General features: G+C 61.0%; 18 protein-coding genes and 1 tRNA gene. 8 read left to right on the top strand and 11 right to left on the bottom strand.

Annotation, left to right across the window (positions count from 1 at the left end; genetic code table 11):
- Positions 1–98: 98 nt before the first annotated feature.
- On the top strand, positions 99–1,319 hold the full coding sequence (locus ACWUI2_RS05145) for a hypothetical protein (protein WP_486981794.1): 1,221 nt from the start codon (positions 99–101) through the stop codon (positions 1,317–1,319).
- Between the two features lie 454 nt (positions 1,320–1,773).
- Here ACWUI2_RS05145 and ACWUI2_RS05140 read toward each other — a convergent pair.
- The 7 genes from ACWUI2_RS05140 to ACWUI2_RS05110 all read right to left on the bottom strand — a co-directional run bounded on the left by ACWUI2_RS05140 (position 1,774) and on the right by ACWUI2_RS05110 (position 8,274).
- A tRNA-Ser gene (locus ACWUI2_RS05140) sits at positions 1,774–1,863 on the bottom strand.
- A gap of 105 nt (positions 1,864–1,968) precedes the next feature.
- A complete protein-coding gene (locus ACWUI2_RS05135; protein WP_486981793.1) occupies positions 1,969–3,018 on the bottom strand; it encodes an SAM-dependent methyltransferase in 1,050 nt (349 codons plus the stop codon).
- Positions 2,997–3,776 carry a DUF1295 domain-containing protein gene (locus tag ACWUI2_RS05130; protein WP_486981792.1) on the bottom strand — a complete coding sequence of 260 codons (780 nt, stop codon included), beginning with the start codon at positions 3,774–3,776 and terminating at the stop codon, positions 2,997–2,999. The genes ACWUI2_RS05135 and ACWUI2_RS05130 overlap by 22 nt, the downstream gene beginning before the upstream one ends.
- Positions 3,773–5,119, bottom strand: a complete 1,347-nt coding sequence (locus ACWUI2_RS05125; protein WP_486981791.1) for a class I SAM-dependent methyltransferase — start codon at positions 5,117–5,119, stop codon at positions 3,773–3,775. Before ACWUI2_RS05125 ends, ACWUI2_RS05130 begins: the two co-directional genes overlap by 4 nt.
- A complete protein-coding gene (locus tag ACWUI2_RS05120) occupies positions 5,106–5,939 on the bottom strand; it encodes a DUF1365 domain-containing protein (protein ID WP_486981790.1) in 834 nt (277 codons plus the stop codon). The genes ACWUI2_RS05125 and ACWUI2_RS05120 overlap by 14 nt, the downstream gene beginning before the upstream one ends.
- Positions 5,936–7,276: an NAD(P)/FAD-dependent oxidoreductase gene (locus ACWUI2_RS05115; protein ID WP_486981789.1), complete on the bottom strand. Its 1,341-nt coding sequence runs from the start codon at positions 7,274–7,276 to the stop codon at positions 5,936–5,938. The genes ACWUI2_RS05120 and ACWUI2_RS05115 overlap by 4 nt, the downstream gene beginning before the upstream one ends.
- The gene (locus ACWUI2_RS05110) at positions 7,273–8,274 is read right to left on the bottom strand and encodes an acyl-CoA desaturase (protein WP_486981788.1); all 1,002 of its coding nucleotides are present in this window, start codon (positions 8,272–8,274) and stop codon (positions 7,273–7,275) included. The genes ACWUI2_RS05115 and ACWUI2_RS05110 overlap by 4 nt, the downstream gene beginning before the upstream one ends.
- Positions 8,275–8,399: 125 nt before the next feature.
- Between ACWUI2_RS05110 and ACWUI2_RS05105 the strand changes: the two genes are divergently transcribed.
- On the top strand, positions 8,400–9,326 hold the full coding sequence (locus tag ACWUI2_RS05105) for a cobalamin-dependent protein (RefSeq protein WP_486981787.1): 927 nt from the start codon (positions 8,400–8,402) through the stop codon (positions 9,324–9,326).
- A gap of 70 nt (positions 9,327–9,396) precedes the next feature.
- Here the strand turns inward: ACWUI2_RS05105 and ACWUI2_RS05100 are convergent, their stop codons facing one another.
- Together ACWUI2_RS05100 and ACWUI2_RS05095 are read right to left on the bottom strand one after the other, a co-directional pair.
- The gene (locus ACWUI2_RS05100) at positions 9,397–12,513 is read right to left on the bottom strand and encodes a leucine-rich repeat domain-containing protein (RefSeq protein ID WP_486981786.1); all 3,117 of its coding nucleotides are present in this window, start codon (positions 12,511–12,513) and stop codon (positions 9,397–9,399) included.
- A gap of 188 nt (positions 12,514–12,701) precedes the next feature.
- Positions 12,702–13,949: an MFS transporter gene (locus ACWUI2_RS05095; RefSeq protein WP_486981785.1), complete on the bottom strand. Its 1,248-nt coding sequence runs from the start codon at positions 13,947–13,949 to the stop codon at positions 12,702–12,704.
- 310 nt (positions 13,950–14,259) lie between these two features.
- On the opposite strand from ACWUI2_RS05095, the gene ACWUI2_RS05090 reads away from it, so the two are divergent.
- Together ACWUI2_RS05090 and ACWUI2_RS05085 are read left to right on the top strand one after the other, a co-directional pair.
- Entirely contained in the window at positions 14,260–15,657 is a 1,398-nt protein-coding gene (locus ACWUI2_RS05090) for a hypothetical protein (RefSeq protein WP_486981784.1), read from the top strand.
- Positions 15,554–17,263: a hypothetical protein gene (locus ACWUI2_RS05085; RefSeq protein WP_486981783.1), complete on the top strand. Its 1,710-nt coding sequence runs from the start codon at positions 15,554–15,556 to the stop codon at positions 17,261–17,263. The genes ACWUI2_RS05090 and ACWUI2_RS05085 overlap by 104 nt, the downstream gene beginning before the upstream one ends.
- Positions 17,264–17,290: 27 nt before the next feature.
- Here ACWUI2_RS05085 and ACWUI2_RS05080 read toward each other — a convergent pair whose 3' ends face one another.
- Positions 17,291–18,865 (bottom strand): Na/Pi cotransporter family protein, encoded by a 1,575-nt coding sequence (locus ACWUI2_RS05080; RefSeq protein ID WP_486981782.1) that lies wholly within the window; start codon positions 18,863–18,865, stop codon positions 17,291–17,293.
- 702 nt (positions 18,866–19,567) lie between these two features.
- On the opposite strand from ACWUI2_RS05080, the gene ACWUI2_RS05075 reads away from it, so the two are divergent.
- Together ACWUI2_RS05075 and ACWUI2_RS05070 are read left to right on the top strand one after the other, a co-directional pair.
- A complete protein-coding gene (locus ACWUI2_RS05075) occupies positions 19,568–19,735 on the top strand; it encodes an HPP family protein (RefSeq protein WP_486985041.1) in 168 nt (55 codons plus the stop codon).
- Between the two features lie 61 nt (positions 19,736–19,796).
- The gene (locus tag ACWUI2_RS05070; protein ID WP_486981781.1) at positions 19,797–20,519 is read left to right on the top strand and encodes a cyclic nucleotide-binding domain-containing protein; all 723 of its coding nucleotides are present in this window, start codon (positions 19,797–19,799) and stop codon (positions 20,517–20,519) included.
- A gap of 80 nt (positions 20,520–20,599) precedes the next feature.
- On the opposite strand, the gene ACWUI2_RS05065 is transcribed toward ACWUI2_RS05070, so the two are convergent.
- Complete coding sequence (locus tag ACWUI2_RS05065) at positions 20,600–20,935, bottom strand: hypothetical protein (RefSeq protein ID WP_486981780.1); 336 nt, start codon at positions 20,933–20,935, stop codon at positions 20,600–20,602.
- 798 nt (positions 20,936–21,733) lie between these two features.
- Between ACWUI2_RS05065 and ACWUI2_RS05060 the strand changes: the two genes are divergently transcribed.
- Positions 21,734–24,001 (top strand): glycosyl hydrolase family 28-related protein, encoded by a 2,268-nt coding sequence (locus ACWUI2_RS05060; protein WP_486981779.1) that lies wholly within the window; start codon positions 21,734–21,736, stop codon positions 23,999–24,001.
- Between the two features lie 146 nt (positions 24,002–24,147).
- Positions 24,148–26,313, top strand: coding sequence for a response regulator (locus tag ACWUI2_RS05055; protein WP_486981778.1), 2,166 nt, complete (start codon positions 24,148–24,150; stop codon positions 26,311–26,313).
- Positions 26,314–26,354 lie beyond the last annotated feature (41 nt).

The raw sequence follows: 26,354 nt of genomic DNA, 5'->3' as shown, positions 1-26,354 counted from the left end.
GCAGAAAAGTCGCCAGGAAGCCGACCTTCCGAAGGTCTCCCGCCTTTCGGGTTGCTGCCCCCTCGTTCCGCTCGGAACGTGATCAAGCGAAAACCGCCTTGGCGGAAAAACTGGCGGAACTGGACGGTGCCGGGATCGCCACCACGCTGGCTGAGATAAATCGCAGGTATCACGATCATGGATATGATCCTGCGGGCAATGCGGCTCCTCTCTACGACCGGGCGTTCGCGGTCCAGGTGTCGGAAGGTTTGCTAGTGGATGAATTGGGCGAGGCTTTGCGGCTCACCCGGGATTGGGCGGCTCTGTCGCCTGCAAGAGTGGAAGCCATTCGAGAAGTCGTGAAGGCGAACGGCCCGGCGATCGATGGACTCAAGGAAGCCGGGAGTTATCCATACCTCCGCCGGGATCTGGATTTCCGCAATGGTCCAGAGACACTCATCCCGCATGTAGGTTCACTCCGGGAGGGAACCCGACTGATGGCTGGCGAAGCCATCATCGGCGCGGCGACAGGGGATGTCGAACGGGCCGGCGCCGCCGTCGAGGCCATCTTTCGCTTGGCCGTCCATTTGTCCGAGGAGCCCACCGCAATCTCTCAGTTAACCCGTATTGCGATCGAGGGCCTCGGCATACGGGCCTTGGAGTTGGCGATGGATACCATCGAGTTTCCTCCCGGGTTGCTCGCTTCTATCAGGGGGCAATTGGAAGCGAGTGAGACGGCATCCCGGATGAAACCGGCTTTTGGGGCGGAACTTGCGGCGACGGAGTGGTATTTCGGGCAAATTCGCGAAGCGGGTGCGTTTGCGATGGATGAGAAGCCAAGCCTGGGGAGGCGAATGGCGTTCAGGGTTTACGTGGCGTCCGGCCGCTCGGAACGGGACCAACTCGCTTACCTGATGCAGATGGGCCGATTGCTCCAAGCGGTGGATTTGCCGCACGCCGACCGCGTGCGAGTCGATTGGGAAAGTTTCGCCGAGAATGAAGGCGGCACTTCGAAAGTCGGAGCCATCTTCGCGAGTATCACCATACCCAGCTTAGGCCGAGTGCTCCAAAGCGATACTCGCGCGGTGACGACCCTGCGAGCGGCTCGAATCGCTCTTGCCGCCGAGCAATACCGGTTGGAAAGAGGCGCGTTTCCAACCGCCTTGGAGGCGTTGGTGCCGGAGTATATGGAGGAGCTCCCGTTGGACCCATACAGTGCCGATGAGGCCTTCGATTGGGTTCAACAGGATGGCGCCTACTTCGTGCGCAGCGCGGGAGTGATCGAGTTGCGCCATGTCGAAGGCGATGTGCCGATCGGGTTTCGCCTGCCGGCGAGGTGATACACCCGCAATTACGAAGGACATCCGGGCAGGCTGTCGGCGTTTCGGACATAAATGCATAGGTTTGACAGACGCTTTAAATGTGAATCCAGCCATGGGATCAGGCACTCCCTCCTTCCCAACTGCCTTCATTGCGGGCCCCGGAAGGAAATATGAGGCGCGCATCAGTTCCTCCTCAACATCCGTTGGAACGAACGTGCAAACGCATGGACAGCCATTTCCCTTCACTGGGAGGGATGGCATCCTGCCGTCCGCCGTCGGCTTGAGAAGAAGGTCGGCTGGAAGCCAACCCTCCGATTTGTGAGGCGTAGCAAATCGCGTCGACGGAACGAAGTGGATGTGGCGCAGCAATGGCGGAGAGGGAGGGATTGGGTTCGCTGCGCGAAGTCCTTCGGACCAGCTCAGCCAAAAGGGTGCAAATAAAATCAACGCACCATCTTTTAGATGCGCCAAATGGCGGAGAGGGAGGGATTCGAACCCTCGGTACGGTTTCCCGTACACATGATTTCCAATCATGCACATTCGGCCACTCTGTCACCTCTCCTGAAAACCGAAAGAATGTTAACGGATAGCGGATGGGCGTCTCCGTCAATTCGAAAATGCATTCTTCTCGTTTTTGACCGTCGGCAGCCCGGGCAACCGGAACCACTTACCGGGGGCGGAACCTATAATGGGAGACCAGCCATTCGCGTCCTTGCCGAAAAGCCCATAATTCCGCGCAGCTGAGGAAAAACACCCGCCAGTAATTCCACCATTTTTCGGCGTCCGCCGCTCCATAGGTCTCAGCGAACATCGGCAGGATCTTCGCACGGGAGCGATCCATGTTGGCCAACCAGGCTTCCGCGGTCTTCGCGTAATGGGATCCGTCGACGCGCCAATGCCGGTCAAGCAGGAGGCTTTCTTGAAAATAGAGGGGGAGGCTGTCCGATGGCATCATGCCGCCAGTGAAGAAGTAGCGGCTCATCCAGTCGGACTCGCCTTTCGCGGTGAAATGATAGGCGTGGCTCCGGTGGGTGAAGATGTGCAGGAAAAACAACCCGCCCGGTTTGAGCCACCCCGCAATCCGCTCGAAAAGAATTCCGTAGTTTTTCATGTGCTCGAACATTTCCACCGAGACGACCCGGTCGAAGGGGCCGTCGATTTCAAAGGCGTTCATGTCGGCAGTGCGGATGCGGACGTTTTTCAGGCCACGTTCGAAAGCTTGCTTTTCGATGAATTCGCGTTGCGAGCTGGAATTTGAGACGGCGGTGACCTCGCAGCGGGGGTAACGGCTGGCGATCCAGAGCGTCAGTGACCCCCAGCCGCAGCCGAGTTCCAATATCCGCTGGCCGTTGACCAGGCCGGCCCGTTCGCAGGTCAACTGCAGCATCGCTTCCTCCGCGGCACCCAAGGTTCGGACTCCGGGAGCCCAATATCCGCAGCTGTATTTTAGGTGGGGGCCGAGGCAATGCTGGTAAAACGCCGCCGGCACTTCGTAGTGCTGTTCGTTGGCGTCGGCGGTATGAATCGCGACCGGCATGGTCCGCAGCTCGGCGACGAAAGCGGTCAGTTTTCGTTGCTGTTCTTCTTCGGTGGCGCACCACTCTTCGCGCAACCGTTGGCGAAGCAGGCGACGGATCCCGTGGCGGACGACCGCGTCGGGCAACAGACCTTTTTCAAGGATGGTGTCGAGGGAGATTACGCTGAGCGCGGTCGCCATGGGAAAAATGCGTTGGTGGTTTGCTGGTAGCGACGGTAGGGTTCGCCTTTCGACCGCACGGCGGCGGCCTCGGTGGGTGGAATACCCGAGACGCGGGTGACGAGGTAGTAAATGATGGTGGGCGAAATCAATCCGAGGAAACCCCACTCCGAGCCGAGGGCGAAGAGGGCGAAACCGACCCAGATCAGCCATTCGAAAAAGTAGTTCGGGTGACGGGAATACCGCCAAAGTCCTTCTCGGCAGAGGTCGCGTGGGCCCGCCTTCGTTTTAAACCGGCGAAGTTGCCGGTCCGCCGTCGCCTCGCCCAGCAGCCCGGTCGTCCAGAGGAGAAGGCCGACGTTTCCTGCCCAGCCGAGCGCCGCGGGCGGGTCCCGGAGGACCAGGAGAAAGGGCAGGGAAAGGATGACCACCGAGATCGCCTGCGCCTGGAAGAACCAAAACATCTTCGGCGCGAAACGCCCCCGCCAATCCCGCCGAAGGTCGGCGTAACGACTGTCTTCCCGCGGATGGGCCAGCCGGACCCGTTGCCCAAGATGCAATCCGAGGCGGGCGCTCCATAATCCGACCATGGCCAGCATCACCGTCGCGGTGCCCGACCATGCGCCGAAGCGGAAGGCGTAAACGAGTGCGGCCAGCAGAAAGGAGAAGCTCCAGACGACATCGACCACGCCGTAGTTGTCGATGCGTCGGGCGAACAGGTAGGCCGCCGCGAACAGGAGCACCAGGAGAATCGACAAAATGGAAACCGCCGCGATCATATTGTCGTTTTATTTCGAATACAATCAGTTAGGGGATGGACCAGAGGAAGGGCGAGGCCGTCGAGGCTGGCGTTGTTGGGGCGGGTGTAGAGGGCTTGCACCACGCTGATGTTCCTGGTGGCGAAGGCCGCCTCGCAGTAAGAAAGGTAGTAGCGCCATTTGCGGACGAAGCGGTCGTCGAATCCGAGGCGTTTTACTTCCGGCAGATTTTGATGGAAGCGATGACTCCATTCCCGCAACGTCCTGGCGTAGTCGCGGCCGAGGTCTTTCAGGTCGTGGACGGTGAAGCCGCCGTGTTTTTGGAGGAGGCGATGGAGACGGTTTTGCGAGAGCAGGAGCGAGCCGGGGAAAATGTGTTTTTGGATGAAGTCGACCCCGCGGCGCAGATCCTGATAGCGGCTGTCGGGGCAGGTGATGAACTGGAGGGCCATCAGTCCGTCCGGCGCTAGCAGACGGTCGCAGGTTTCGCAGAAAACGTCGTGGTATTCGTGCCCGACTGCTTCCAGCATCTCGATGGAAACGATCTTGGAAAATCGTCCGTTCAGATCCCGGTAGTCGCAAAGTTTGACGTCGACGAGGCGGGAAAGACCCTTGCGGGCGATCCGTTCCGTCGCGTAGGCGTGTTGGGCGGGGGAGATCGTGATCGCGGTCACGCGGCAGCCGTAGCGGGAGGCGGCGTGTTCGGCCATTCCGCCCCAACCGCACCCGATCTCCAGGAGGTGGTCGGAGTCGCGCAGGCGGAGTTGACGGCATAACCGGTCGTATTTTTGTTCCTGGGCCGTCGCGAGCCGGTCGGTCCCTTCCCACGCGGCGCAGGAGTAGGTCATGGTTTCGTCGAGGAAGCTCTCGAAGAAATCGTTGGAGAGGTCGTAATGTTCCGCGATGTTGCGGCGACTGTTGGCCGGGGTATTGCGGTGAAGCAAGTGATCGATCCGATTGAACCCGCGCAGGAGATTGACGAGGATAGCTGACCGCTTTGAGCCGGAAAGCCCGGGAAGATCGTCCCGGTTGCGGAGCAACCAGTGCAGCAGGGCGGTCAGGTCGGGGGTAGTCCATTCCTCGTCCATGTAACTCTCCGCGAAGCCGATGTCTCCGTAGAGAAGGCAACGGCGGAAAAAATCCTCGGAGTGGATACGGAGGAACGCGTCGGGGGAGGCGTCCGGCGTGCGGCGGTCGGGAGCTCCGAAGCGGACCGTCCGTCCCTCCGGCAAACGGACCTCCAGAAGTCCTTGGCGAAGGGATTCGAGAAGAGAGAGAACCGTCCGCCGGGCGAGGCCGGGGCGTTCCGGGGCGGCGAGGATGGTTTCGCGGGCGGAGGCTGGATTGGTATCAATGAAGTTCATGATGGTGATGCAACGATGGATGCGGCCGCAGGACATCCTGTTGAAGGTCGCGATCGTCGGTTTTGCGGCGGTGAGGGATCTTCTTCAGGAATAGGACTAACGCCTGGAAATGGATACCGAGCATGACACCCGCCGAGAGAAACGGGTATTTGCAGGCGAAGCGGAGGAGGGCCCGATCGGAGAGCGGTTCGCGTTTGCCGACCAGGACGGAGTGCAACACCCGGCGGGATCCGTCGTATTCGTCGATCCGGATGACGAGCCGATCACCCGGCAGGCGCAGGGAGAATTCGAAATCGAGACCCGCCGACGAGAACGGGGAGACGTAGAAGTTTTTCGGGGTGCGAAAACGGAAGACGTTTCCCCGCTGTGTTTCGGGTCCGAGGAAATAATGTTTCACTTCCCGGTAGGTGTTGGTCACCTCGGTGATCGCACAAACCGGCTCGTCGGCGGAGTTGAAGCAGAAGAAGAAGGAAACCGGGTTGAACAGATAACCGGCGATCCGCGGAGAGCCGACCAAAAGGACGCGTCCGCCCCCGAGGTCGATGCCTTTGTCGGCGAGGATCCGATCCACTTTTTGTCGGAGGGAAAGACCGGTTCCCGCGAACCGTCGCCAAGGCGAATCCTCTTCGATGGGAAGGAAGTCGGCGTCGCGCAGGCTGTAGAGGTTGCCGGTATTTCGGGAGAAAAGACGGAGCCGCTTGTTGAGCGCATCCAGTTCGGTGAGATCGAGAGAAAACAGGAAGAGCCGATTCTTGAACCGGTGCTCCTTGGGGGAAAACCGGTGATGCAGCAGGTGGCACTCGTAGAGGGAAGAGTTCATGATCGGTGGCCGCTCATGGCGGGAGTCGACGGCTGCTTCATTCGCGTCGCCGGCGGGGGCGTTACGACGAGAGGTTCCCACGGATCGCGGCGCAAGAGTTGGCGGGCGAGCTGTTCTGCTGAGAGCAGCGCGTCCTCGTGGAAACCATATCGGAAGTAGCTGCCGCAAAAGTAGACGCCGGTCTCCGCTTGATTGAGTTCGCGGAGGCGCGATTGCGCGCGCATCGCGGGGAGGTCGAACAGCGGATGATCGTAGACCAGGGAGCGGATGACTTTGGTCGGATCGATGCCGTGTCCGTTGATCGATACAAAATAATTCTCCCGGTCGGAAACTCCCTGGAGACTGTTCATCCAATAATGGGTGGTGCAATGAGATCCCCCTTGGCCGGGCGAAGGATCCATCCGATAGTTCCAGGAGGCCCAGGCTCGGCGCGTGCGCGGCATGACCGATGGGTCGCGGTGCAGGACCACCCGATTGCGCTGGTAGCGGAAATTGCGCAGCAATGCCCGCTCCAAAGGGGTGGCGTCTTCGACGATCGTCAAAGCCTCGTCGGCGTGGCAGGCCAGGATTGCTGTATCGAAACGGCGGATACCTTTCACAGTTCGCACCAGGACTCCTCCCTCGGCGCGGCGGAGACTGAGCACGGGATTTTCCGGCTCGATTCGGTCGCGGAACGGACGGGTTAGTTTGCGCACGTAAATGCGGGAGCCGCCGCTCACGGTTCTCCAGGGATGCTGGGTGTGCAGTCCGAGGAAACCATGGTTGTGGAAGAACCGCAGGAGAGTCGCCGCCGGAAAGGCGAGCATCTGATCGGGCGGTGCCGACCAGACGGCGGAAGTCATCGGGAGGAGGTAGAGGCGGAGGAAGTCCTCCCCGTAGCGTCGTTCCCCCACATAGGAGGCGAGCGATTGCTCCCGCACTCTCGGGTGGTCCAGAAAATCGAGCGCCTCTCGGTTGAAGCGGTCGATCCGGGCGAGGAACCGCCAGAAGCGGGGGCGCAGCAGATTGCGGCGTTGGGCAAAGAGCGTGTTAAAACAGGAGCCGCAGTATTCCACGCCGCTCTTTCGGTCGCTGACGCTGAAGGACATCGACGTCGGCTTGGTTTCCACGTCGAGTTCTCGGAAAAGCCGGGTGAGAAGCGGATAAGTCACTTCGTTGTAGACCATGAATCCGGTATCCACTGGAACCTCACGATCATCCTCTTCGGCCAGCACGGTGTGGGAATGCCCGCCCGCGTAGTCGTTCTTCTCAAAAACCGTGATTTCGAAATCGCGCCGGAGGAAATGCGCGGCGCCGAGGCCGGCGATGCCGGAGCCGATGATTGCGACGGTTTTCATTTTGGAACTCCCGGGGTTTGCGCGACGACTGGTCCGGTCCCGCTGCGTGCTTTTTCCTCCGCGATGGCGCGGAGGGCGGTCTGCGGCGGAGGCTGCAGATCGCTGATGATCCGGCAAGCGGCCAGCAATTTCAATCCGTACCAGGTTGGTTCGAATTCCCACCAGCGAAGGCCTTGCCGGGCGCTGGTCATGAAGCGGTGATGATTGTTGTGCCATCCCTCGCCGAGGGTGATCAAGGTGAGCAGAAAACTATTGCGGGAGTCATCCTCGGTTTCGAACCGGCGGCTGCCGATCTGGTGGGCGAGGGAGTTGATCGCCGACGTGCCGTGGAAGAGGGCGGTGGTGCTGATGAAAAATCCCCAGACCAGCAGCTGGGGGCCGCTGACTCCGAGCGCCGGGGCCACGGCCCCAAGCCAGGCACCGAAGCCGAGCAGTCCGATGGCCAGGATTAACGGGGCGACCAGATCGAAACGATTGAGGAAAACCAACTCGGGGAATTTCGCCAAGTCGCGGACTTGCCGGTAATCGGTGGGGAAGTTGCGGGGACTGGTGATCCAGCCGATGTGCGACCACCAGAAACCGTGCTGGACCGGGGAGTGCGCATCGACCTCTTCGTCCGAGTGCCGGTGGTGATGGCGATGCTGGGCCGCCCACCAGAGCGGACCGCGTTGGGCGGCGGTCGCCCCGAGGAAGGCGAAGAGGAACTGGCGGATGCGCCCGGTGCGGAACGACCGGTGGGAAAAATAGCGGTGGTAGAACGCGGTGATCGCGAACATCCGCACCCCGTAGAGAAGCGCGGCCACCAAGACCGCTGTCCAACTCCAGCCGACCCAGAGAACCCCGAAGCAACCGAGGTGGAGAAAACCGAACGGCAGGCAACGCGCCCAATCGATGCGATCCGGTTGCGCCCGCAGTTCGTCGAAGGACCGATTGGTGTAATCGGCGTCGAACCATTGGACGATCGAAGCGAAGAAGCGGGATGACCGGATTGTGCCCATAAGAACTTGAAACGTTCAAAACGTTCATTCAAATCTTTGGGACGGTCAAGCGGAAAGTGGACGGATCATTGGATTCGAGGCTTGCGATCGAAATGAATTGGGCGACCATATCGTTTAAAACGTTCATGATTGAGGAAAGGTTCATATCTCCGAGAGAGTTGGCCCGCGCGATCGGGGTCAGTGAATCGTCGCTGAAGCGCTGGGTGGATGCCGGGCGACTTTCGGTTTCCCGCACGGCCGGGGGGCACCGGCGGATCAGTTTGCGTGAAGCGATCCGGTTCATTCGGGAGTCGGGTCATGAGTTGGTGAACCCCGACGCCCTGGGAATCCCGTTTCTGCCCTCGGAGGAGGAGGCGATCCCGGTCGAGGCGAAGGCGGATGACGCGTTGGTGGAGGCGTTGGTGGAAGGCGATGGGGAAGCGACGCGCCGGATTGTTCTGAGTCGGTTCCTCGCCGGTGAACCGGTGGCGCGCCTCTGCGATGGCCCGATCGCCGACGCTTTACGAGTGGTCGGATCGTTGTATCAACACCAGGCCGACGGAGTATTTGTCGAACACCGGACCACCTTTCTCGCCCTCAAGACTCTGATGCAACTTCGCGCCTTTCTTCCGGTGATCCCGGCGGGCAACCCGATCGCCGTCGGCGGCGGGGTGGCGGAGGATCCGTATTTGGTTCCCACGCTGATGGCCTCTTTGGTTCTCGCGGCCGAAGGCTGGCGGGAGACGAATCTTGGGGCCAATACGCCGGTCAGCGCCTTTTGTCAGGCGATTCGGGCGCACAAACCCGACCTGCTCTGGATCTCCTTCAGCGTCCGGGAGAGCGCCGAGAAATTCGTGCGGGATTGGGATGAGCTCCTCGATCTCGCCGAGCGGCGGAAAATAACGGTCGTGGTGGGTGGCCAAGCGTTTCCCGTCCGGGCGGCGGCACCACATGCATCCCGCTTTCACCATCTGCCGACCATGCAGGCCCTGGCCGGCTTCGTCCGGGCTCTCCGGTTGAGCCGACCCGGCGGTGAATCGCGCGCACACCCTGCGGCGGAATCGCCGGGGTGAGTCCCGGGTCACTTCCGGCGATGGATGGAAACGACCCGGGCGAAGGCCCGAACCGGAAGAGGGCGTCCGTTCAGTTGGTCGAAGCCCAGGCGGGTTGGGTGCCCTCGGTGATGAAGACCGGTTCGCCGCTGCCGTTGGCGGGGACACGGTAGATCGTGCCGTCGTGGGAGTAGGCGATCCAGTTGCCGTTCGCGGACCAGGCGGCCCGTTCGACGTCGTCGTGCTGGGGGGCCAGGCGGGTGCCGTCGCCGGTGCCGTCGAGGGCGCGGACCCGCAACTCGCCGTCGAGGACGAAGGCGAAGCGTTCGCCGTCCGGAGACCAGACCGGATGGCGGCCTCCGGCGACGAGCAGGGTCCGGGTGAAGTCGGTTTCAAGGTCTTCCACCAGCCAGACGCCGGCCACGACGTCTTGATCGGGGAAATTCCAGTCGCGCGAGTTCTGGAAGGCGGTGTAGAGGATGCTTTCGCCGTCGGGCGACATGTCGGGGTGGTGGTAGCGTTGTTCGGCGAAGTCGAGGAAACTGTCATGGGGCGGGTTGAGGCCGACCGCGTCGTCGTATTCGATGACGCCGCCGTTGATGCCCGTTTCCCAGAGGAGGTTTTGCATGACGAATTGACCGCCTGATTCTTCCGCGTCGGCGCTGAAGAGGATGGTGTCGTCGGAGGCCCAGGTGCTGCCGTCGAAATTGAGCATCCATGTGCTCGCTCCCGGGATGTCTTGGAAGCTGTCGCCGTCGATGATTTCGGTATCGTCGCCGCCGGTGAGGTTGATGCGCCGCAACGAATGTCCTTCGTTGTAGGCGATCATCGAGCCGTCGGGGGAGAGGTCGGGAAGCCGGGCTGTTTCTTGGCGGCTGTGCAATTGCTGGCGGCCGGTGCCGTCGGGTCGAATCCGGTGGATGTCGCCGTCGTCCACGAACACGATCCATTCGCCGGATCCGAAGCCGATCGGTTCGATGAGGCCGAAGTCCCGGGCGTTGAAGGTGGTTTGCGCCGGGTATTCGACGCCCGGCACGAGCGGTTCGACGATGACTTCGTCGGGGGCGGCCTCGGCGAAATCGAGGTGGAAGTGTCCATAGGCGTCGGTGGTGACGACCGTCTCTTGGCCGGTGGCGATATCGGTGATGCGGACGGATTCGCCTTCGACCGGTTCTCCGTCTTCGTCGGCCACGATCCCTTCGACGAAGAATTCGGCCCGGCGCAATGCGAAGGTGATGGTGCCGACCGGGCGATCGCTCAACTGGATCGAGCGACCGTATTCCCCGATAATGGAGTAGGCGTCGCTCGGGGTGTCTCCGGGGATCGATGGTGTGGCCCGCCAGCCGTTGCCGGGATGCGGCGTGATGCGGGAATGGTGGGGGACGTCGGTGAAACCGTCGGTCGAATTAGCCATGAAGAGCTTCGTGGTCTGGTCGCCGGCGTGGGTGACGGTCACGTCGGTGAGGGGAGCGTTGCCGGGATCGCCCTCGTCGTCGAGCAGGACCGACACCTCGGTGATCGGCCCGTCGCCGTAGTGGGGCCAGACCAAGCGGCCCTGGTCCACGAGTTGGTCCACCCAGAGCCAGGTCTCCGCGTAGTCGTTCCAATTCAATCCGGTCGTTCCCTCCAGCCGAATCTGTTGGGCACCGGTTTGGAGCAGGGCTTGGAGGGGAAAGAAATTCCCGGCCTGCGCCTGGAGCGCGGTGTTGTCGGTGAGATCGATGCGGAGGAGGTTCGGGATCTCGCGGAGGGCCTCGATGCTGTCAACCGAGGAGGCCCCGAGATTGATCTCGACCAGACTCGGGTGTTCTTCGAGCGCGGAGATGTCCGCGACCGGGGTCTCGGTCAACGTGAGAATCCTCAGGGAGGGCAAACCGGAAATGATCGAGATGTCGCTGACGTCGGTTCCGCCGAGACGGAGTTCTTCAAGGTTGGTCAACCCGGCCAGCGGGGAAATGTCGTTGACGATGGTATCGCTGAGATCGAGGGACCGCAAGGCGGTGTTGTCCGAGAGGGCGTCGACGCTTTGGACTTCGGTTTCGGCGAGGAGAAGGGTTTCGAGAAATTGGAGGTCGGCGAACGGAGCGGCGTCGGCGAAGGGATTGTTGTCCAAACGGAGGAAACGGACATTCCACAACATGCCGATGTCTTCGACGCTGAAGATACCCCGGTCGACCGCGAACATTCCGGTGACGGCTTCCATGTCGTCGAAGTCGATCGGCTCGGCGGGATCGGTCAATTCGGGGCGGTTGAGTTCGGAGGCAAGGACCTCGCGGACGGTGGCGTCGAGATTGGCGTCGGAGAACACGACGGCGTCGTAGGCGGCGACCAGTCGGGCGAAACGGGTGGCCGGGTTGCCGACCGGCACGGCGTCGCGGATCAGCAAGGCGCCGTCCGGCAATTCGGTGATTTCAATGTCTTCGGAGTCGAACGAAGAAATGGACTCCTCCCATTGGAGGTTGTCGGAGAACTCGACTCCGATGGAGGTGCCGAAGGCTTGATCGTGGGGATGAATCTCCAACGCCAGGTAGGACTCGCCCTCCTCCTCATGAAGTTTGGCCCGGGGCAGGAGATGGTTGGCGGAGACGTTCGGATCGAGGCCCAAGGCGTATTTGACGAGATTGGGAATGCGATCGTTGCCGGGGGTGTCGGCCGGTCCCCGTTCTCCCTCGGGGGGACGTTCCTCCGGCGGCAGCGAGGCAATCCAGTTGCGGAACGGCCGACGGTCCAAAGCGGTGGAGATCAGGAACCCGGCTGGCTGTTCGTTGACGAGGACAACCATTTGGCCCGTCAGATCAGTGTAGGCGTCGAGGATGACCTCCTTGGTTTCGTTCGGACCGACCGTCGCTTCGTAAGTTGCGTGGACCACCGGATCTTCCCCCATCGGTCGCACTCCGCCGAATTGGCTGGATACCACCAACTCGATCGTCGCCTGCACTTCCTGCGGATTGTTCAATAAAACGAATACATTGAACCAACCCGGTGAAAAGATCTCCATGCCCTCGACCGGCATTTCCAAGTCGGGATCGTAGATCTGAGCCATCTGGATGTCCGGAGGTTGCGGTTGCCGGGCGTCCGCCGAAGGCAATTGGCCAACCGAAAATAAAATCGCGGGAATCGCGCAAAACGGCAGACGGCGGAAAAAAGAGGTGAACACGGAACGCGGACCAAGCTTGGCCGCAAGGCATGAAAGGGTTGTGGAGTTCATGCCCCGATCATTTATAATCTAGCGGCGGAACGGGTCAAACGTTTTCCGAAAACGACGAGATTTCGGAGATGCGAAACGCCTTTGGTCATCCGGCGATCAGGGACCGTGTCACTACATTTCTGATACGCTTCCAGCGAGTCTGCTCACACTGATACGAATGGGTGGCCGATGCGTCCGACAAAGAGAATTCAAGAGAGCCGGGTTTTGCCAAAGCGTGCGGCTACGCCCGCGAAGTTTTTCGTGGCGGGGCCGAGGCTCGATGCCGCGAGGATCCCGGCCGCGCCCCAGGCGACGCAACTGGCGATGAGAATGCTCGATGCGAAACTGCCGGTGAGATCGAAGAGCCACCCCCCGGCCAACGGCCCCAGCAGGGCGGCGCCTCCGTAAAAGAGGAAGACCCATGGATAAATGATTCCGACCCGTTCGGCGCCAAAGTGGGTCGCGATCAAAGCCGCGTAGAGCACGAAGCAACTCCCAAAGCCGATCCCGACCGCCACCGCGACCGCCAGGAAGAGGAACTTAGAGACCGCCGCCGGAATGAGCAGGAGGATCAAGAGGCCGAGCGAGGCGAGTGAAACCGGCAGGACAAAAAATCCGAGCCGGTCGTAAACGCATCCCCAGAGAATCCGTCCGGCCGCGTTCCCGACGGCGAAGGCGCTGATCGCCGCGATCGCCACCGGCAACTCCAACCCCGCCGCCAGGCCGATCGGTTTCAGATTGCCGATGATCAAGAGTCCGGCGAACGTGCCGGCGAAGATGCCGATCGCCGCGATCCAGAAAATCGGGGTCCGTCCGAACGTCATTCCTTTCGAAGCGAGAGCCGTTTCATTGATCCGGGGCTTCGAGGGGGGAAACTCCAATAGCAGGCCGGCCAGGATGATGGCCCCGCCGAACAGAAGTCCCAGCAACCAGAAAATCTTCAAGACCGGGAGGCCCGAATTCAAAAGCAGGCCGACGGAGGTCGAAACCATGATCGAGCCACCTCCGAAGCCGGCCACCGCCAATCCGGTGATAAAGCCCTTCCGTTGCGGGAACCAGCGCAGGCAAGTCGTCAACGCGCAGACGTAACCGCATCCGATCCCGATCCCCGAGAGCACGCTGATCGAAAGAAACAGCGGCAGGAAGTGGGCTCCTGAAAACGAAGCGGCCACGTATCCGCCTCCGTAGAACAAGCCGCCGGCGATGGCGATCCGCCGGGGGCCGACCCTTTCCAAAAGCCGGCCGGCGGGGACCATGGTGAGAGTGAAAACCGCGATCATCCCGCCGAAAACGGTTTGGGTTTGAGCGGAGGTCAGTCCGCTCAGTTCGCGCAAAGCCGGGACGAAAACGCTCCACGCATACACGCTGCCGAGCAATGTTTGGATCAAGACCGCGGCCCCCACGGCCAGGTAAGCTTTCCGTCTATTCTCCCTCAACCCCTCCGCCGAAAGTGTCATGCGAGGAAGATATCCGGCCCCTTGTTCGCCGACGAGCGGCCTCTTGTTCAATCCTCTGCGAATTTTGCCATCGGGTGTGGCGGTTCGCCGAACGACAACGGATGAATCGAAGGGCGGCCCCGGTTGAGGCGTCTTTTAGTGACTAAAGTCACGACCCGTGTGGGCAGAGGCGGCCAGAGGGGGGATAGAAGGTCGTTATCCAGGTCGATGGGGGTGGTAGATCGTGACCTAAGTTTCATGGTGCGATTCGCCGGAATCCCTTAGAGTCCCGGGGTTTGCGTCATAACCTCCCAACAAACCTCTTATTCGTATGAAAATTGTGGATGCGATTGTTTTCCGCCCGTTGGCCTTCTTTCGGGTTCTCACCGGGGCCTTGTTTCTTATTGCCGGTTTCTCGGCTTCCGGTGCGGTTTTGCATTGGAACACCGGTGACGGTGTTTGGAACCAGGCTTCCAACTGGCTGCCGGCGCAAGTGCCGACCGCGGCGGACGACGTGGTTTTCGGCCATGGCGTGATCGGCCTGAGCGGCGACCGGACGGTCAACAGCATCCATTTCCAGAGCGGGTCTCCGGAGCTCAGTGACGATACGTTGACCATCGCCTCGGGATCGCTCTCTGTCACCGACGGCAATCCGTTATTTCTGGGGCCGGTGGTGGTGGGAGCGAATGCCGTCTGGCATGTCCAGCGCCTCAACAACAGCCTCATCGCCGGCGACGGGATTTTCAGCGGGGGCGGGGTGAATCGGCTCTTCGAAAAGACCGGTGCCGGAAGGGTGGTGACGAACGGCGGTGACCTCGGGAACCTCGACGTCACGCAGGGGAGGTTCGATGCGTTTGGAAACCTGGACATCCGTTTGGGGGGAACGTCGGTGGTGGTCGGGCGCCTGGGGAATACGGGAACGCTACTGGTCCCAGGGAATGCCCGTCTCAATCTGCACCACGCCACTGCCCGAATCGAACTTGGATCGTCGCTCGGCAGCACCGGAGTCTTGCGGATCGAAGGCCAGGTTCAGCCGGGGATCGTCAACGCCTCCGAAATCCGGACCGGCAGCGGGACCGGGCGGTTGGGGTTCGCGCATACGAGTCAAAGTTACTTTTTCACCCGGGACGGCACGGTCGACGGTGATCCGGCGAAGATCGGGACCGGCACCGACGTTCGGTTCGAGAGTGGCCGGACCATTGTGGTGGGGGCGCCGCTTGCCCCGGGATTCTTCGGGGTCACGACGATCGGTGGAGGGACGTTGCAGATCGGGGCGGATGGTGCTCCGGGATCCTATGCGGGGATGATGGTGAACGACGGGACGTTGGTTCTGGCGAATGCGGTGATGGATGGTTACACCGCCATGAGTGGAAGCGGGGTGGTGCGGAAGGAGAGCGACAACACCTTCATGTTGACGGGGGCCTTCGGGCACACCGGCGGCACCGAGATCGTCGAGGGCCAATTCATCGTCGGCCCCGGCGGCACGCTGGCGGGGGATGTGGTCAATCACGGTGCGTTGGTCTTTCATCCCTCGGGAAATTCAGTTTTTGCCGGCGATGTGAGCGGTCCCGGATCGATCGGGAAAACCGGTGATGGCGTCCTCGAGTTGCGGGGATCGGTGGCGCATGGCTCGCAGGTTGGTCGGTGGCGGGGTGTTACGGCTCGGCGAAGGGGGGAGTTTGTCGTATCCATCCGGAATTCTCTTTGTCGAAGGGGGAACCACAGATAGGCCAACCTTTGTGGTCGCGGAGGGGACGACGGCCGACTTCGATCAAGTCCAGATCGGGGTCGGAGCGAGCGAAGGTCGTTTGGAAGTTTCGGGGACTGAGTCGATGTTGATCGTGCGCGAAGATTTTCACTTGGCGGGGGGCGAAGTCGAGATCGCCGGCGGAGGATGGATCTTGTCACCCGGGACATTTCGCGTCGAACCGGAGTCGGACGACGGAGGAACGGTCGTGATCCGGGGTGAGGGATCGCGGGTGCATCGTTCGGGGGACCATATCGCGGTGGGCGAGGCCTCGTTGACGCTCGAGGACGGAGGCCGGGTCTCGTTCGATGTGGGAGGAGTGGTTCGGCTCGGGGAAGGCGGCACTCATGGCGTACTCAATATCGGCGCGCCGCTCGGGGAGTCGCACCGGGCGCCGGGTATCATGACGGGGGAGGCGATCGAGAGCTGGAATGGCACCGGCAGCGTGGTGTTCAATCACACCGGGGAGAATTATGTCTTCAGTCGCGATGGCACCGCCGGCACCGATCCGGTGGTCATTCGCGGCGCGGTCGATGTCCGGCATCAATCGGGAGTGACGGTCCTCGCGGGAGACCAGACTTATACCGGTGGCACGGTGGTGACCGGAGGTACTTTGTTGTTGAATACAATTTTGCCCGGCGACCTCTTCGTCGACGACGAGGCGACAGTCGGAGGCGATGGTGGCGTGGCGGGTCTCCTGACCTTGACCGACGAATCGACGCTTTCTCCCGGTGCTTCGGTCGGTGTGTTCCGGGCCGGGGAATGGAATTGGGAAGATGGAGTCTACCTGTGGGAGATCGCCGATTTGCACGCGGGGCCGGGAGTCGGTTGGGATCTCGTGGAAGTCGATGGGCCGATCTCATTCGTCGGCGGATTTGAAGGGCCCGTGCTGGCGATCCGGACGCTGACCGCGGCAGAGACATTGGACTCGTTGGACGGTTTCGATCCCGGCGCGACCTATCGTTGGACGGTCGTTCGGTTCAATCAAACCGGCGCGCCCAATCCGCTTCCAATCGGGCAGTCGGATCTCTCGCTCAGCGCCCCGGATGATTCCGATCTCATTTTCGACAACCTCCGGGTGTTGGTCGTCGAGGAGGTGTATGGCTCCTTTACCCACAGTCTGGTGTTGGAATACCGGGTGTTGCCGCCACCCTTAAGCTATGAGGATTGGATTTCCGGATTCGACCTGGCCGCCGGACAACAAGCGCCCACCGCCGACCCCGACGGAGACGGCGTCCCGAATCTGCTCGAATTTATCCTGGGGGGCGATCCGACGATTCCGATGAGCGCGCCCCTGCCGATTTCTGGCATCGTGAATCATCAGGACTCCGACTATCTGGCGCTGACGTTTTTTCAACGCGATTGGGACGAGAGCTCGAGTTCGCCGTTCTACGTGGCGGTGGACGAATCCTACGATCTCCAGGAGTGGCTGTCCCATTCCGGGGATTGGGAATCGACGCGCGTCGGGGCGCCGGTCGGATTCTGGCGGGTGACTTGGTTCAGCGACATCCCGGTCAGTGAGGCGGATCGAATCTTTCTCCGATTGCGGGCATGGATCGCCCCGGAGTTCGAGCCGCCGGAAATATAGTCCAGCGCGCCCGACGGTATCTCGGGTTTACCGGCTCAAATAGGCCGAGGCGCGCCAAAGGTGGTAGCTGGTCGAATCGATCCAACGGATTGAATCGAGGAGGCGGAGGGTTTCGTCGGGATCCCGGCCTCCGGCGGCGACTTCTTCGAGAATGGTGACTCGTTTTCGCCTCCGTTCCGCCGCGATCTCGGGCGAGAGCTGTTCGAGATTCTCCAATGCTTCCGCCTCGCGGTCGATCAGTGCCTTCCGGGCCAGGCGCAGGACTTCCATACACCGCGCTGAAAACCGGGTGAAGGCCGGATCCGTGCGGACGGTTCCTTCACGGGGGAAGACGGGAAGAATGCGAGTCAGGCTCGAAAGGTGGTCCAAGGCATGGAACAAGGCGATCCGATGGGGGCCGGTGATTTCTTCACCCGCTGCCAAGGGCACTTTGCCGAGGAAGCGCTTCGTTTCTTCCAAGGCGTTGTTCACCCGCTCCATGTTCGAAGGCAAAGCGGCTGAATCCCGTTCGTGGAGGATGGCGTCGGTCAACTCGATCAATTCTCCGGCGATATCCCGGATGCTGTTGGTCGCGGCTTCGAGGGCGACGGCGGGCACTTCGTAGAGGGAAGCGTCGAGATTGCGGGTGAGTTGCGGACCTTGATCCGGGAGGATCCGCTCGATCAAGCGCGCGAACGGACGGGTGAACGGGAGGAAGAGGACTACGCCGATGAGGATAAAGGAGGAGTGGAAGGCGGCCAGGCTGACCGGTCCGGGCGGCAAACCGCTGCGGACTTCCGCCAACTCGAAAAGGTAGCGATAAACGGGAAGGAGGAGGAGGGCGATCAATCCGGTCGCGACATTGAAAGATACGTGGGCGAGGGCGGTTCGGCGGGCCGGAATGCTTGCTCCGATGGCGGCGATCGCGGCGGTGACGGTGGTCCCGATCGCTTGTCCGATCACCAGGGCCATGGCGTGTTCGAAACCGATTGCCCCGGCGCTCAAGGCGGCCAGCGTGGTGGCGATCGCCGCGCTGGAGCTTTGCATGACGACCGTCATGACAATGCCGATCGCCATCAGAACCATGTAACCGAAGAAACCATCGGCTGGGATTCTTCCGAGGTCGAACGTCGCCGCTAGATCCCGCATGCCATCCTGAAGGGTGTCGATCCCGATGAAAATCAATCCGAACCCTGCGAGGGCGAGGCCGAGGGAGGCGATTTTCCCGCGTCCGAGCAATTTCATGAATGCGCCGACGCCGGTCAAGGGGAGGGCGAAAGCACCGATGCTGAATTTCAATCCGACGGTGGAAACGATCCAGCCGGTACTGGTGGTGCCGAGGCTCGCGCCGAAAACGACCCCGATCGCTTGTGGGAAGGAAAGAAGGCCGGCGCTGACGAAGCCGATGGTCGCGAGGGTGGTGGCGCTCGATGACTGGACCAGTGCGGTGACAACGACGCCCGAGGCAAACGCCGAAACCGGTCGGCCGGTGAAACGGAGGAGGGCGTGACGGAGCGAATCGCCCGCGAACGATTTAAGGCCATCCGTCAGCAGAACCATGCCGAGGAGGAAGAGTCCGATACCGCCGATCAGTTGGAAGAGCACGGGAAGAACGCTCGCCATTTTCGGAGCGGGGATCAATCCGGAAGAGATCGATTTTAGGGGGGAGCGACGCGCGCGTCACCTCGGGGGAAGGACCGGACTCACTCGTTTTTCGATTCCGAGCCAAGGGTTGCGGCCAGTAAAAAACTGTCGCGTCACTGGGAGGGATGGCATCCTGCCCTCCATCGTCGGCGGAGTCGTCCCTGAGGTTTTATAGAAGCAAAAATCTGGGCTGCGTCTAGGGAACAATATACAATGAAACTTGGTTTCCGAGGCGGAGCCTCTTTGGAGTGCTCCGCGTCCCCGCGGAGCTTTTCGAGCGGGCGGAAGAGCACCGGCCGTCGAATGGGTGTCGGGCGTGCGGCTGTCGTTGGCCATTCGAAAGCGGTGCGGGGACGCACCGCACTCCTACCGAGCGAAGCGACACGCGAAGCCATAACAAGCGCTTCGCGCGAAAACCTGCTCGCCCTGCAGCCCGCGTGAAAAGTGAGGTTTAATAGAGGTAGGGTTGATGACGACGGGGACTTCAGCGCTGCGGGGGATCACAGGCAGGAATGCCTGTGTCACGGCAGCGGTGAAAAGATCCCCTTGAAGAGAAGCTGTCGGCCGTGTTGGGCTTGCTGGGTAGAGAAAGTGAAGAAGGGGTTTCGGGAACAAAAGAAACAGTCTCGCCCCATCGTCCGGCGGCGGAGCCCCGCCGGGTGATCGGCGGACACGGATGAGATACCGTTTCTTTTCGCGCTCCAAGCCTCGTTGACGGTCGGGTGCGCCATCCTGGCGATGGCGATGACCGACACCGAACATGCTCCGGCGGCGGCTACCGCTCTGGCGTTGGTGGCGCCCGGCGTCGATCGGCCCCGTTTTTCAGATTGCAAACCAGAGGCGGACTGATTTGACTTCAGGGGCATTAGATTTTCTTCCGACCTCCATTAACAACCAACCCGGATTCCCCATGAGCTACTTGGTTAACAACAACGGCAAGCAGTCCGGTCCGTTCTCCGACGCCCAACTCAGTGACATTCGTAAACTTGGTCTGCCTGACGCCCAATACTCGGACGACAACGGCCAAACCTGGCATTCCCTGGCTGATTTCGGTAAAGCTCCTGCGCTCGTTGTCGATCCCACCACCGACGAATTGGCCCATCGCGACACTCCTGCCGCTCCCACCAGGGTTCGTCCAAACCAGCTCCGCCGCTGCCCGCTTTTCGCCGAAATGAGCGACGAGCAAATCGTTCAATTCATCGGGCGAATGGAGCAGTTCTCGATCGAGGCGTTCGCGCCGATCGTCAAATACGGCACCAAGTCCAATTCGCTTTTTATCATCCTGGACGGGGAGGCGCGGATCTCGATGCCGTTGGAAGGGAAAGAGGAAATGCTGAAGGTGATCGGCCCCGGGGATTTCGTCGGGGAGATGGCGATGTGGGACGACGGGGTCCGTTCCGCCAGCGTGATCGCCAACCAGCGTTGCACCATCCTTCGGCTCGCCAAGCGGGACCTGGTCGACATCGTGGCGAACCAGCCCCAGATCGCCGCGCCGTTCCTGCTGGCGATGAACCGTTTCCTTTGCCAGCGCATCCGGGAAAACAACGAACGTTTTCTTAAAGCCAAGCATTTCGCCCATACCATCCGGGGCGATGGCGTCCATGGGGTGATTTTCGACGGGCAGAAAAACTGAACCGGAATCACGGGATCAGTCCGGTCGGGGGCGTCCCTGTCTTTTTCGTGGGAAGCCTTTTCCGGGGGAAAGCGCCGGTTTCAGGCCGCGATCGGCAGGTAAATCAGGAGAGCTAGGTGGTAGAGGGTCAGAGGGGTGAAGACCGCGACCATGATGTTGAGTCCGGTGCCCGCCGAGGGACGTGGCCAGACAACGACCAGGAAACTCAGCAGAATGACGCCGATCAGCATGCGAAAACCCATCGCCTGAAAAACGCCGACGTGGTCGATTAACCAAACCCAGATCGGATTGACCTCCCGGGCTCCGCGTCCGAGATGGATCACGGTCCCAAGGCCGTCGAGCAGCGTTGCCATCAGGCAAAATAAGAATCGCTGGCTGAAGTGAGCGTATTCGTCGGGAGTGGCGAATTTGTTCACGGTCAAGAAATCGGTTGAGAGAATAAAGACATCCAGGTTGGCGGCGATGTTCCGGAGAACGAAACGAGCGCCCGGATCCGAAGATAGCAGATTCTGCGTTCCCGATGGATCGGGCGCTTCCCTGTTTAAAGTATGAGGGGTCGCCTGAATCGGGAGATGGAGCGCGTTACCGCAATGCTTTGGACAAAATCATTGGTGGCAGAATCATGGCTGAGCAGGAGGGCGGTGGACTGGGAAATCATTTTGTCGTCTATGATTTTGTCTCGGATTCAGGAAAGGAGGCTGGGGAGGCGGGGTTTGGGCAGAATCATTGGTGGCAGAATCATGGCTGAGCAGGAGGGCGGTGGGCTGGGAAATCATTTTGTCGTCTATGATTTTGTCTCGGATTCAGGAAGGGAGGCTGGGGAGACGGGGTTTGGGCAGAATCATTGGTGGCAGAATCATGGCTGAGCAGGAGGGCGGTGGGCTGGGAAATCATTTTGTCGTCTATGATTTTGTCTCGGATTCAGGAAAGGAGGCTGGGGAGGCGGGGTTTGGGCAGAATCATTGGTGGCAGAATCATGGCTGAGCAGGAGGGCAATGGACTGGGAAATCATTTTGCCACCCATGATTTTGCCTTGGCTTCAGGAAAGGAGGCTGGGGAGACGGGGTTTGGGGCAAAATCATTGGTGGCAGAATTATTGCTGGGCAGGAGAGCAGTGGGCTGGGAAATCATTTTGTCATTCATGATTTTGCCTTGGCTTCGTGAGCCTGTTGGGCTGGTCATGATCGCCAGGGGTGATACAATCGCGGTCGATTATGAAGTTCTTCTTTGGGTCGGCGCGAATAGGATACGGGGTGTTGGCGGTGGTGGTGGTCATGGTCGGGTCTGGGATTGCGGCCGCGGCGGCGGAGTGGGGGGCGGCGGACGGTTTCTTTGACGTGCGGGCGTTCGGGGCGACTGGGGATGGGGCGACCGACGACAGCGGGGCGTTCCTGGCGGCTCTCGAGGAGGCGGGGGAGGGTCCGGCGACGTTGTTGGTGACCCGAGGGAGGTTTCTGGTGGGGGATCTCGTTTTGCCGGAGGGGATCACCTTGAGTTTTCGCGGAGGCGGGAAATTGGTGGTGGCGGAAGGAGCCCGATTCGAAATCAACGGGACAATCGAAGCAGGGATCGTTACGGTCTTCGGCGGAGAAGGAACGGTGACGGGAGCGGTGAAGAATCGTTACGTCTATCCGCAATGGTTCGGCGCGCGGGGCGACGGGATTCATGACGACGGTCCGGCGATCCAGCGGGCGGCGGATTTGGCGGCCACCGCGATGGGACGGACCTTGTTCCTGCCTGAAGGAGATTATCTTTTCAGGAGCGATATCGAGTTTCGTTCCCATGTGGAAAGCCGGGGGCGGTTGATCAAGGAGATGCGGGTCGACGAGGAGCGGACCCGGTTTTCCTACAGTTTGTATCTGCCGACACATTATCCGGTTCGGAATCCGGAGATCCGTTTCATGTCGGATCATCCCGAAGTGGAATTAGTGGTGGATTCGTTTTTGGGGATTGAGGAAGGCGACATGGCGGTACCGGTCTATCGGAAAGTTCCTTTGGCCGACGGGAGTGGGACGGTTGATTTGGCGGAAGGGGGAACCTTGCGATTCTTTTCGACCGATTTCTTCAAATCCCGGCAGGTCCGGCAGGGGGACCATTGGTATGACCGCAACGACATCGTCCAGTTGGTGTCCGGGCGCGGGGATGTTTTTCCGGAATTCGCCTTCGACTACGCCGAACCGCCCGCGGCGGCGGCGTGGAGTCCGGAGGAGACGTATGGCAAAGGGGCCTACGTGACGCACGCCGGGGCGGCCTTCAAGGCGACGTTCGCATCGGGTCCGGAGACACGGCACCGTCATCCGCATTTGGGATGGACGGATATCGGAGCAGTGGAACCGCAGGCGCGTTCGGCCACCACGGTGACGCCGCTTCGGTATGAGGAAGGGGTCGAGGACGAAATGCGGGTCTGGCGCCTGGTGGAGACTCGGGTCTGGTATCGTCCGGAAGACGTGCCGTTGACCGTCAACGCCCTGCGGATCGAGGTGCGGTTGGAAGGGCACGACGGCCGGACCAAGCGGTTGGCGGCCGGGGCGATGGTGGTGAACCGGAGCAACATGACCTTCAACAACCTTCACGTCTCGGTGCGCGACCGGGAGGCGACGATGGCCCGGTTGCTGCAGTCGCGTGACGCGGTCAACCTGGAGTTCAACAACAGCTATTTCTCCGGGGCGACGAGCGCTCATCTCGGTTACAACATCCTCAATACCAACGTCGCGAACGTGCGGTTTAACCACTGCGTGTCGACCAACAGCCGGAAAGGGATGGACGGCCGTCACGCCAAAAACGTTTGGATCGTCGGAGGATATTACAACGTGATCGAGGATCATTACGGGCGAAACTTCACGGTGCGGGATGCTGTTCTGAGCGGGCAATCGGTGCGGGTGCCGGGCGACAGTACTCCCGAGGCCGATCTCGACGCCTGGCATTTCGTCCAGCGGCGACCGTTGGGGTTTGCGGGTAAAAACATGCACATCGAAAATTGTGTGATCGACGGCGCGGCCGGGGGGATCTTTGTCGCCCGGAGCGACGTGGGGGACCTTTATGGACGGATCGTGTTGCGGGACATCACGGTGCGCCGGAACCAGGGGGACGTGCGGGTTTTTTCGCACCTGATCGCGCCCGGATTCGATTATGTTTATCCGGTCCGGGTGCCGGCCCAGGTCTTGATTGAAAACGTGCGGTTGGAGGAGCCGGGGCGGTTGATGTTTCCGGCGATCGGAACCGGTTTTGCGGGTGGGAGTTACGGCCCGGTTTACGTGCGTAACAGTGGGCCGATCGGTGAAGTGAGATCGACCAGCGAGTCGGTGACCTTCATGGATTGCACCTTCGAGGACGCGCGGTTCGACCTGGCTCCTGGGGCGAAGGTGAATTTGGTGGGTAATCGTTTCTTGGGAGGCACCAGTGGGCTGGACGTCGAAGGGATCGGCTATGCACGGGGGAATCTCGTGGAAGGCGACGGGGCGAAGATAGAGGATAGCAAATAGACGATAGGCGATAGATTGGCGCGGGCGCGATCAAGACATAGGTAACCGCCGGGATGACGCGATCATCGTCCTCCCTCGGGTTCGTTTGAAAAACGGGGCCTCCCGGATTATATTCGGGGGCAGGGTGATATGATGCCGCAAATTTCATGAAGACCACCGCAAGCCATATGGGGGCGGCCACGGTCGCGAAGTGGGCTTTCTGGATCGTGCTGGCGTTGCTGCCCGTGGGTCTCTTGAGCCTCTTCGCATTTCAAACCGCTTCCCGGTCGGTCAACGACTATGTGAGAACCAGCAGTCTCGCGGCGGCGATGATCGGGGCCGATTTCGTCCGCGACGACCTTTACCGGAGCCTTAGCCTGACCCTTTCCATCGCGGAATCGCCGGGGTTTGTCGCGGCGGTGAGAGACCGCGACGAGGAGGAGGTGCGCGCGCGGCTGCGGTCGATCATTCTCTTTTATCCGCCGATCGATCGGGGGTTCGTCCATAGTGTCGACGGAGAAGTGTGGAGTAATTTTCCCGAACGCCCGGAGCTGTTGGGAAAGAGTTATTTGGAAAGGGATTGGTATCAGGGGGTCTCGCTCAATTGGGAACCGTATGTCTCGGAAGTGTATCTCCGGGATGCCGACCCTCAAATGAAGGTGGTGGCGATGGCGGTGCCGATTTTCGACGACGACCAGGAGGTGATCGGAATTCTGGTGACCCAGTGCCGGTTGGGGAGCATTAGCGCCGGTCTTCGCCATGTCCGGCTGGGGGAATCCGGGTCGGTCTATCTGCTCGATCCGAACGGCATCGTGGCGGGGCATCCGAATCTGGATTTGCGGAACCAGTTATATGATGACTTTCGGAATTTGGAAGTGGTGCGGGAAACGCTTGAAGCGGACGCGCGCGGCGGCCGTTTCGCGGACGGGTTCCGGGATCCGTTGACCGGCGAGGAGATGGTGGCGACGTTCTTACCGGTTTCGATCACCTCGCGGGAGTGGTTGTTGGTGGCGCAGCAGCCGAGGGCGGAGGCGTATGCCCCGATCCGGACGATCGCTTGGAACATCGGAGGGGCGGGCGCGATCCTTGCTTTGGCGGCGGCGGTGGTGATGGTTGGGCTCTGGCGGGCCAACGAGAAAAACCGTAATCTCAACCGGAAGTTGGGGGAAGGAACGGTGGTGTTGCAGGATCAAACCAAGCGGTTGAGGGATCTGGCGGCGCAGTTGACCTCCGCCGAGCAACGAGAGCGGAAACGGTTGGCGGCGTTGTTGCACGACGACCTCCAGCAACTGTTGGTCGCGGCCAACATGCGGCTGAAAGGAATCAGTCGGCGGGTGGCGGACGAACTGGTGAAGGAAACGTTGCGGGAGGTCGGGGAGTGGATCGATACGGTCGCGGACTCGGCGCGGGATCTCACCCACGAATTGCGTCCTCCGGCCCTTTACGAGGACGGGTTGCCGGCCGCGTTGCAATGGCTCGCCTCCCGCATGTGGAAACTGCACAAGCTTTCGGTGCGGATCGATAGTCCTGAGTTTCCCCGGCCACTGAGCGATGACATGAAGGCGTTGCTCTTCGACTGTGTTCGGGAGTTGCTATTCAACGTTGTCAAACATGCCCGGGTGGAGAAGGCCGTGGTGCGCTTGTATGAACGGGACGACTCGCTCTGCGTGATCGTCGAAGACCAGGGGCGCGGCTTTGACATTGAGACGAAGGCACGGACGAAGTCGGAGGAAGGGTTTGGGTTATTCAGCATTCGCGAGCGCCTCACGGCCTTGGGTTGCACGATGGAGATTGACTCCCGGTCGGGGCGGGGAACGCGAATCACGCTGACGATTCCCTTGTCGGTGGCGAGGCCCGGGGATTCGGCTCAGGGAGCGGTGCCGAATGAAACGAAGCTCGTGCCGGAGAAGGCGGAGGCCGGGGAGGTCAATGAGCGGATGATTCGGGTTTTGGTGGTGGACGACCATGCGATGGTCCGGCAGGGCCTCGCGAATATTTTGCGGAGCGACGGCCGGATCGAGGTGGTCGGAGAAGTGGCGAATGGTTTGGAAGCGATCGAGGCGGTCGGACGGCAGCATCCGAACGTGGTGTTGATGGATTTGAACATGCCTCGGATGAACGGCATCGAAGCGACTCGGGAGATCCATCGGCAGTGGCCGGAAGTGCATGTGATCGGGCTGTCGGTCCAGCACGACGACATCACCGCCCAATCGATGCGGGCCGCCGGGGCGGAGGCTTTCTTGTCGAAAGGGGGGGACGCCGACCGGATGATCGCGACGATCATCGAATTGACCGCGTTCAACCACGATCCTCGCAATCGGCCGGCCGCGTGAGGGCGCCCTTTGCGCGCATAGACCGGTTCACTTGTAGGTCA

The organism is Verruconatronum alginivorum (assembly GCF_056590205.1).
This window is presented reverse-complemented; position numbering and strand designations above follow the sequence as displayed.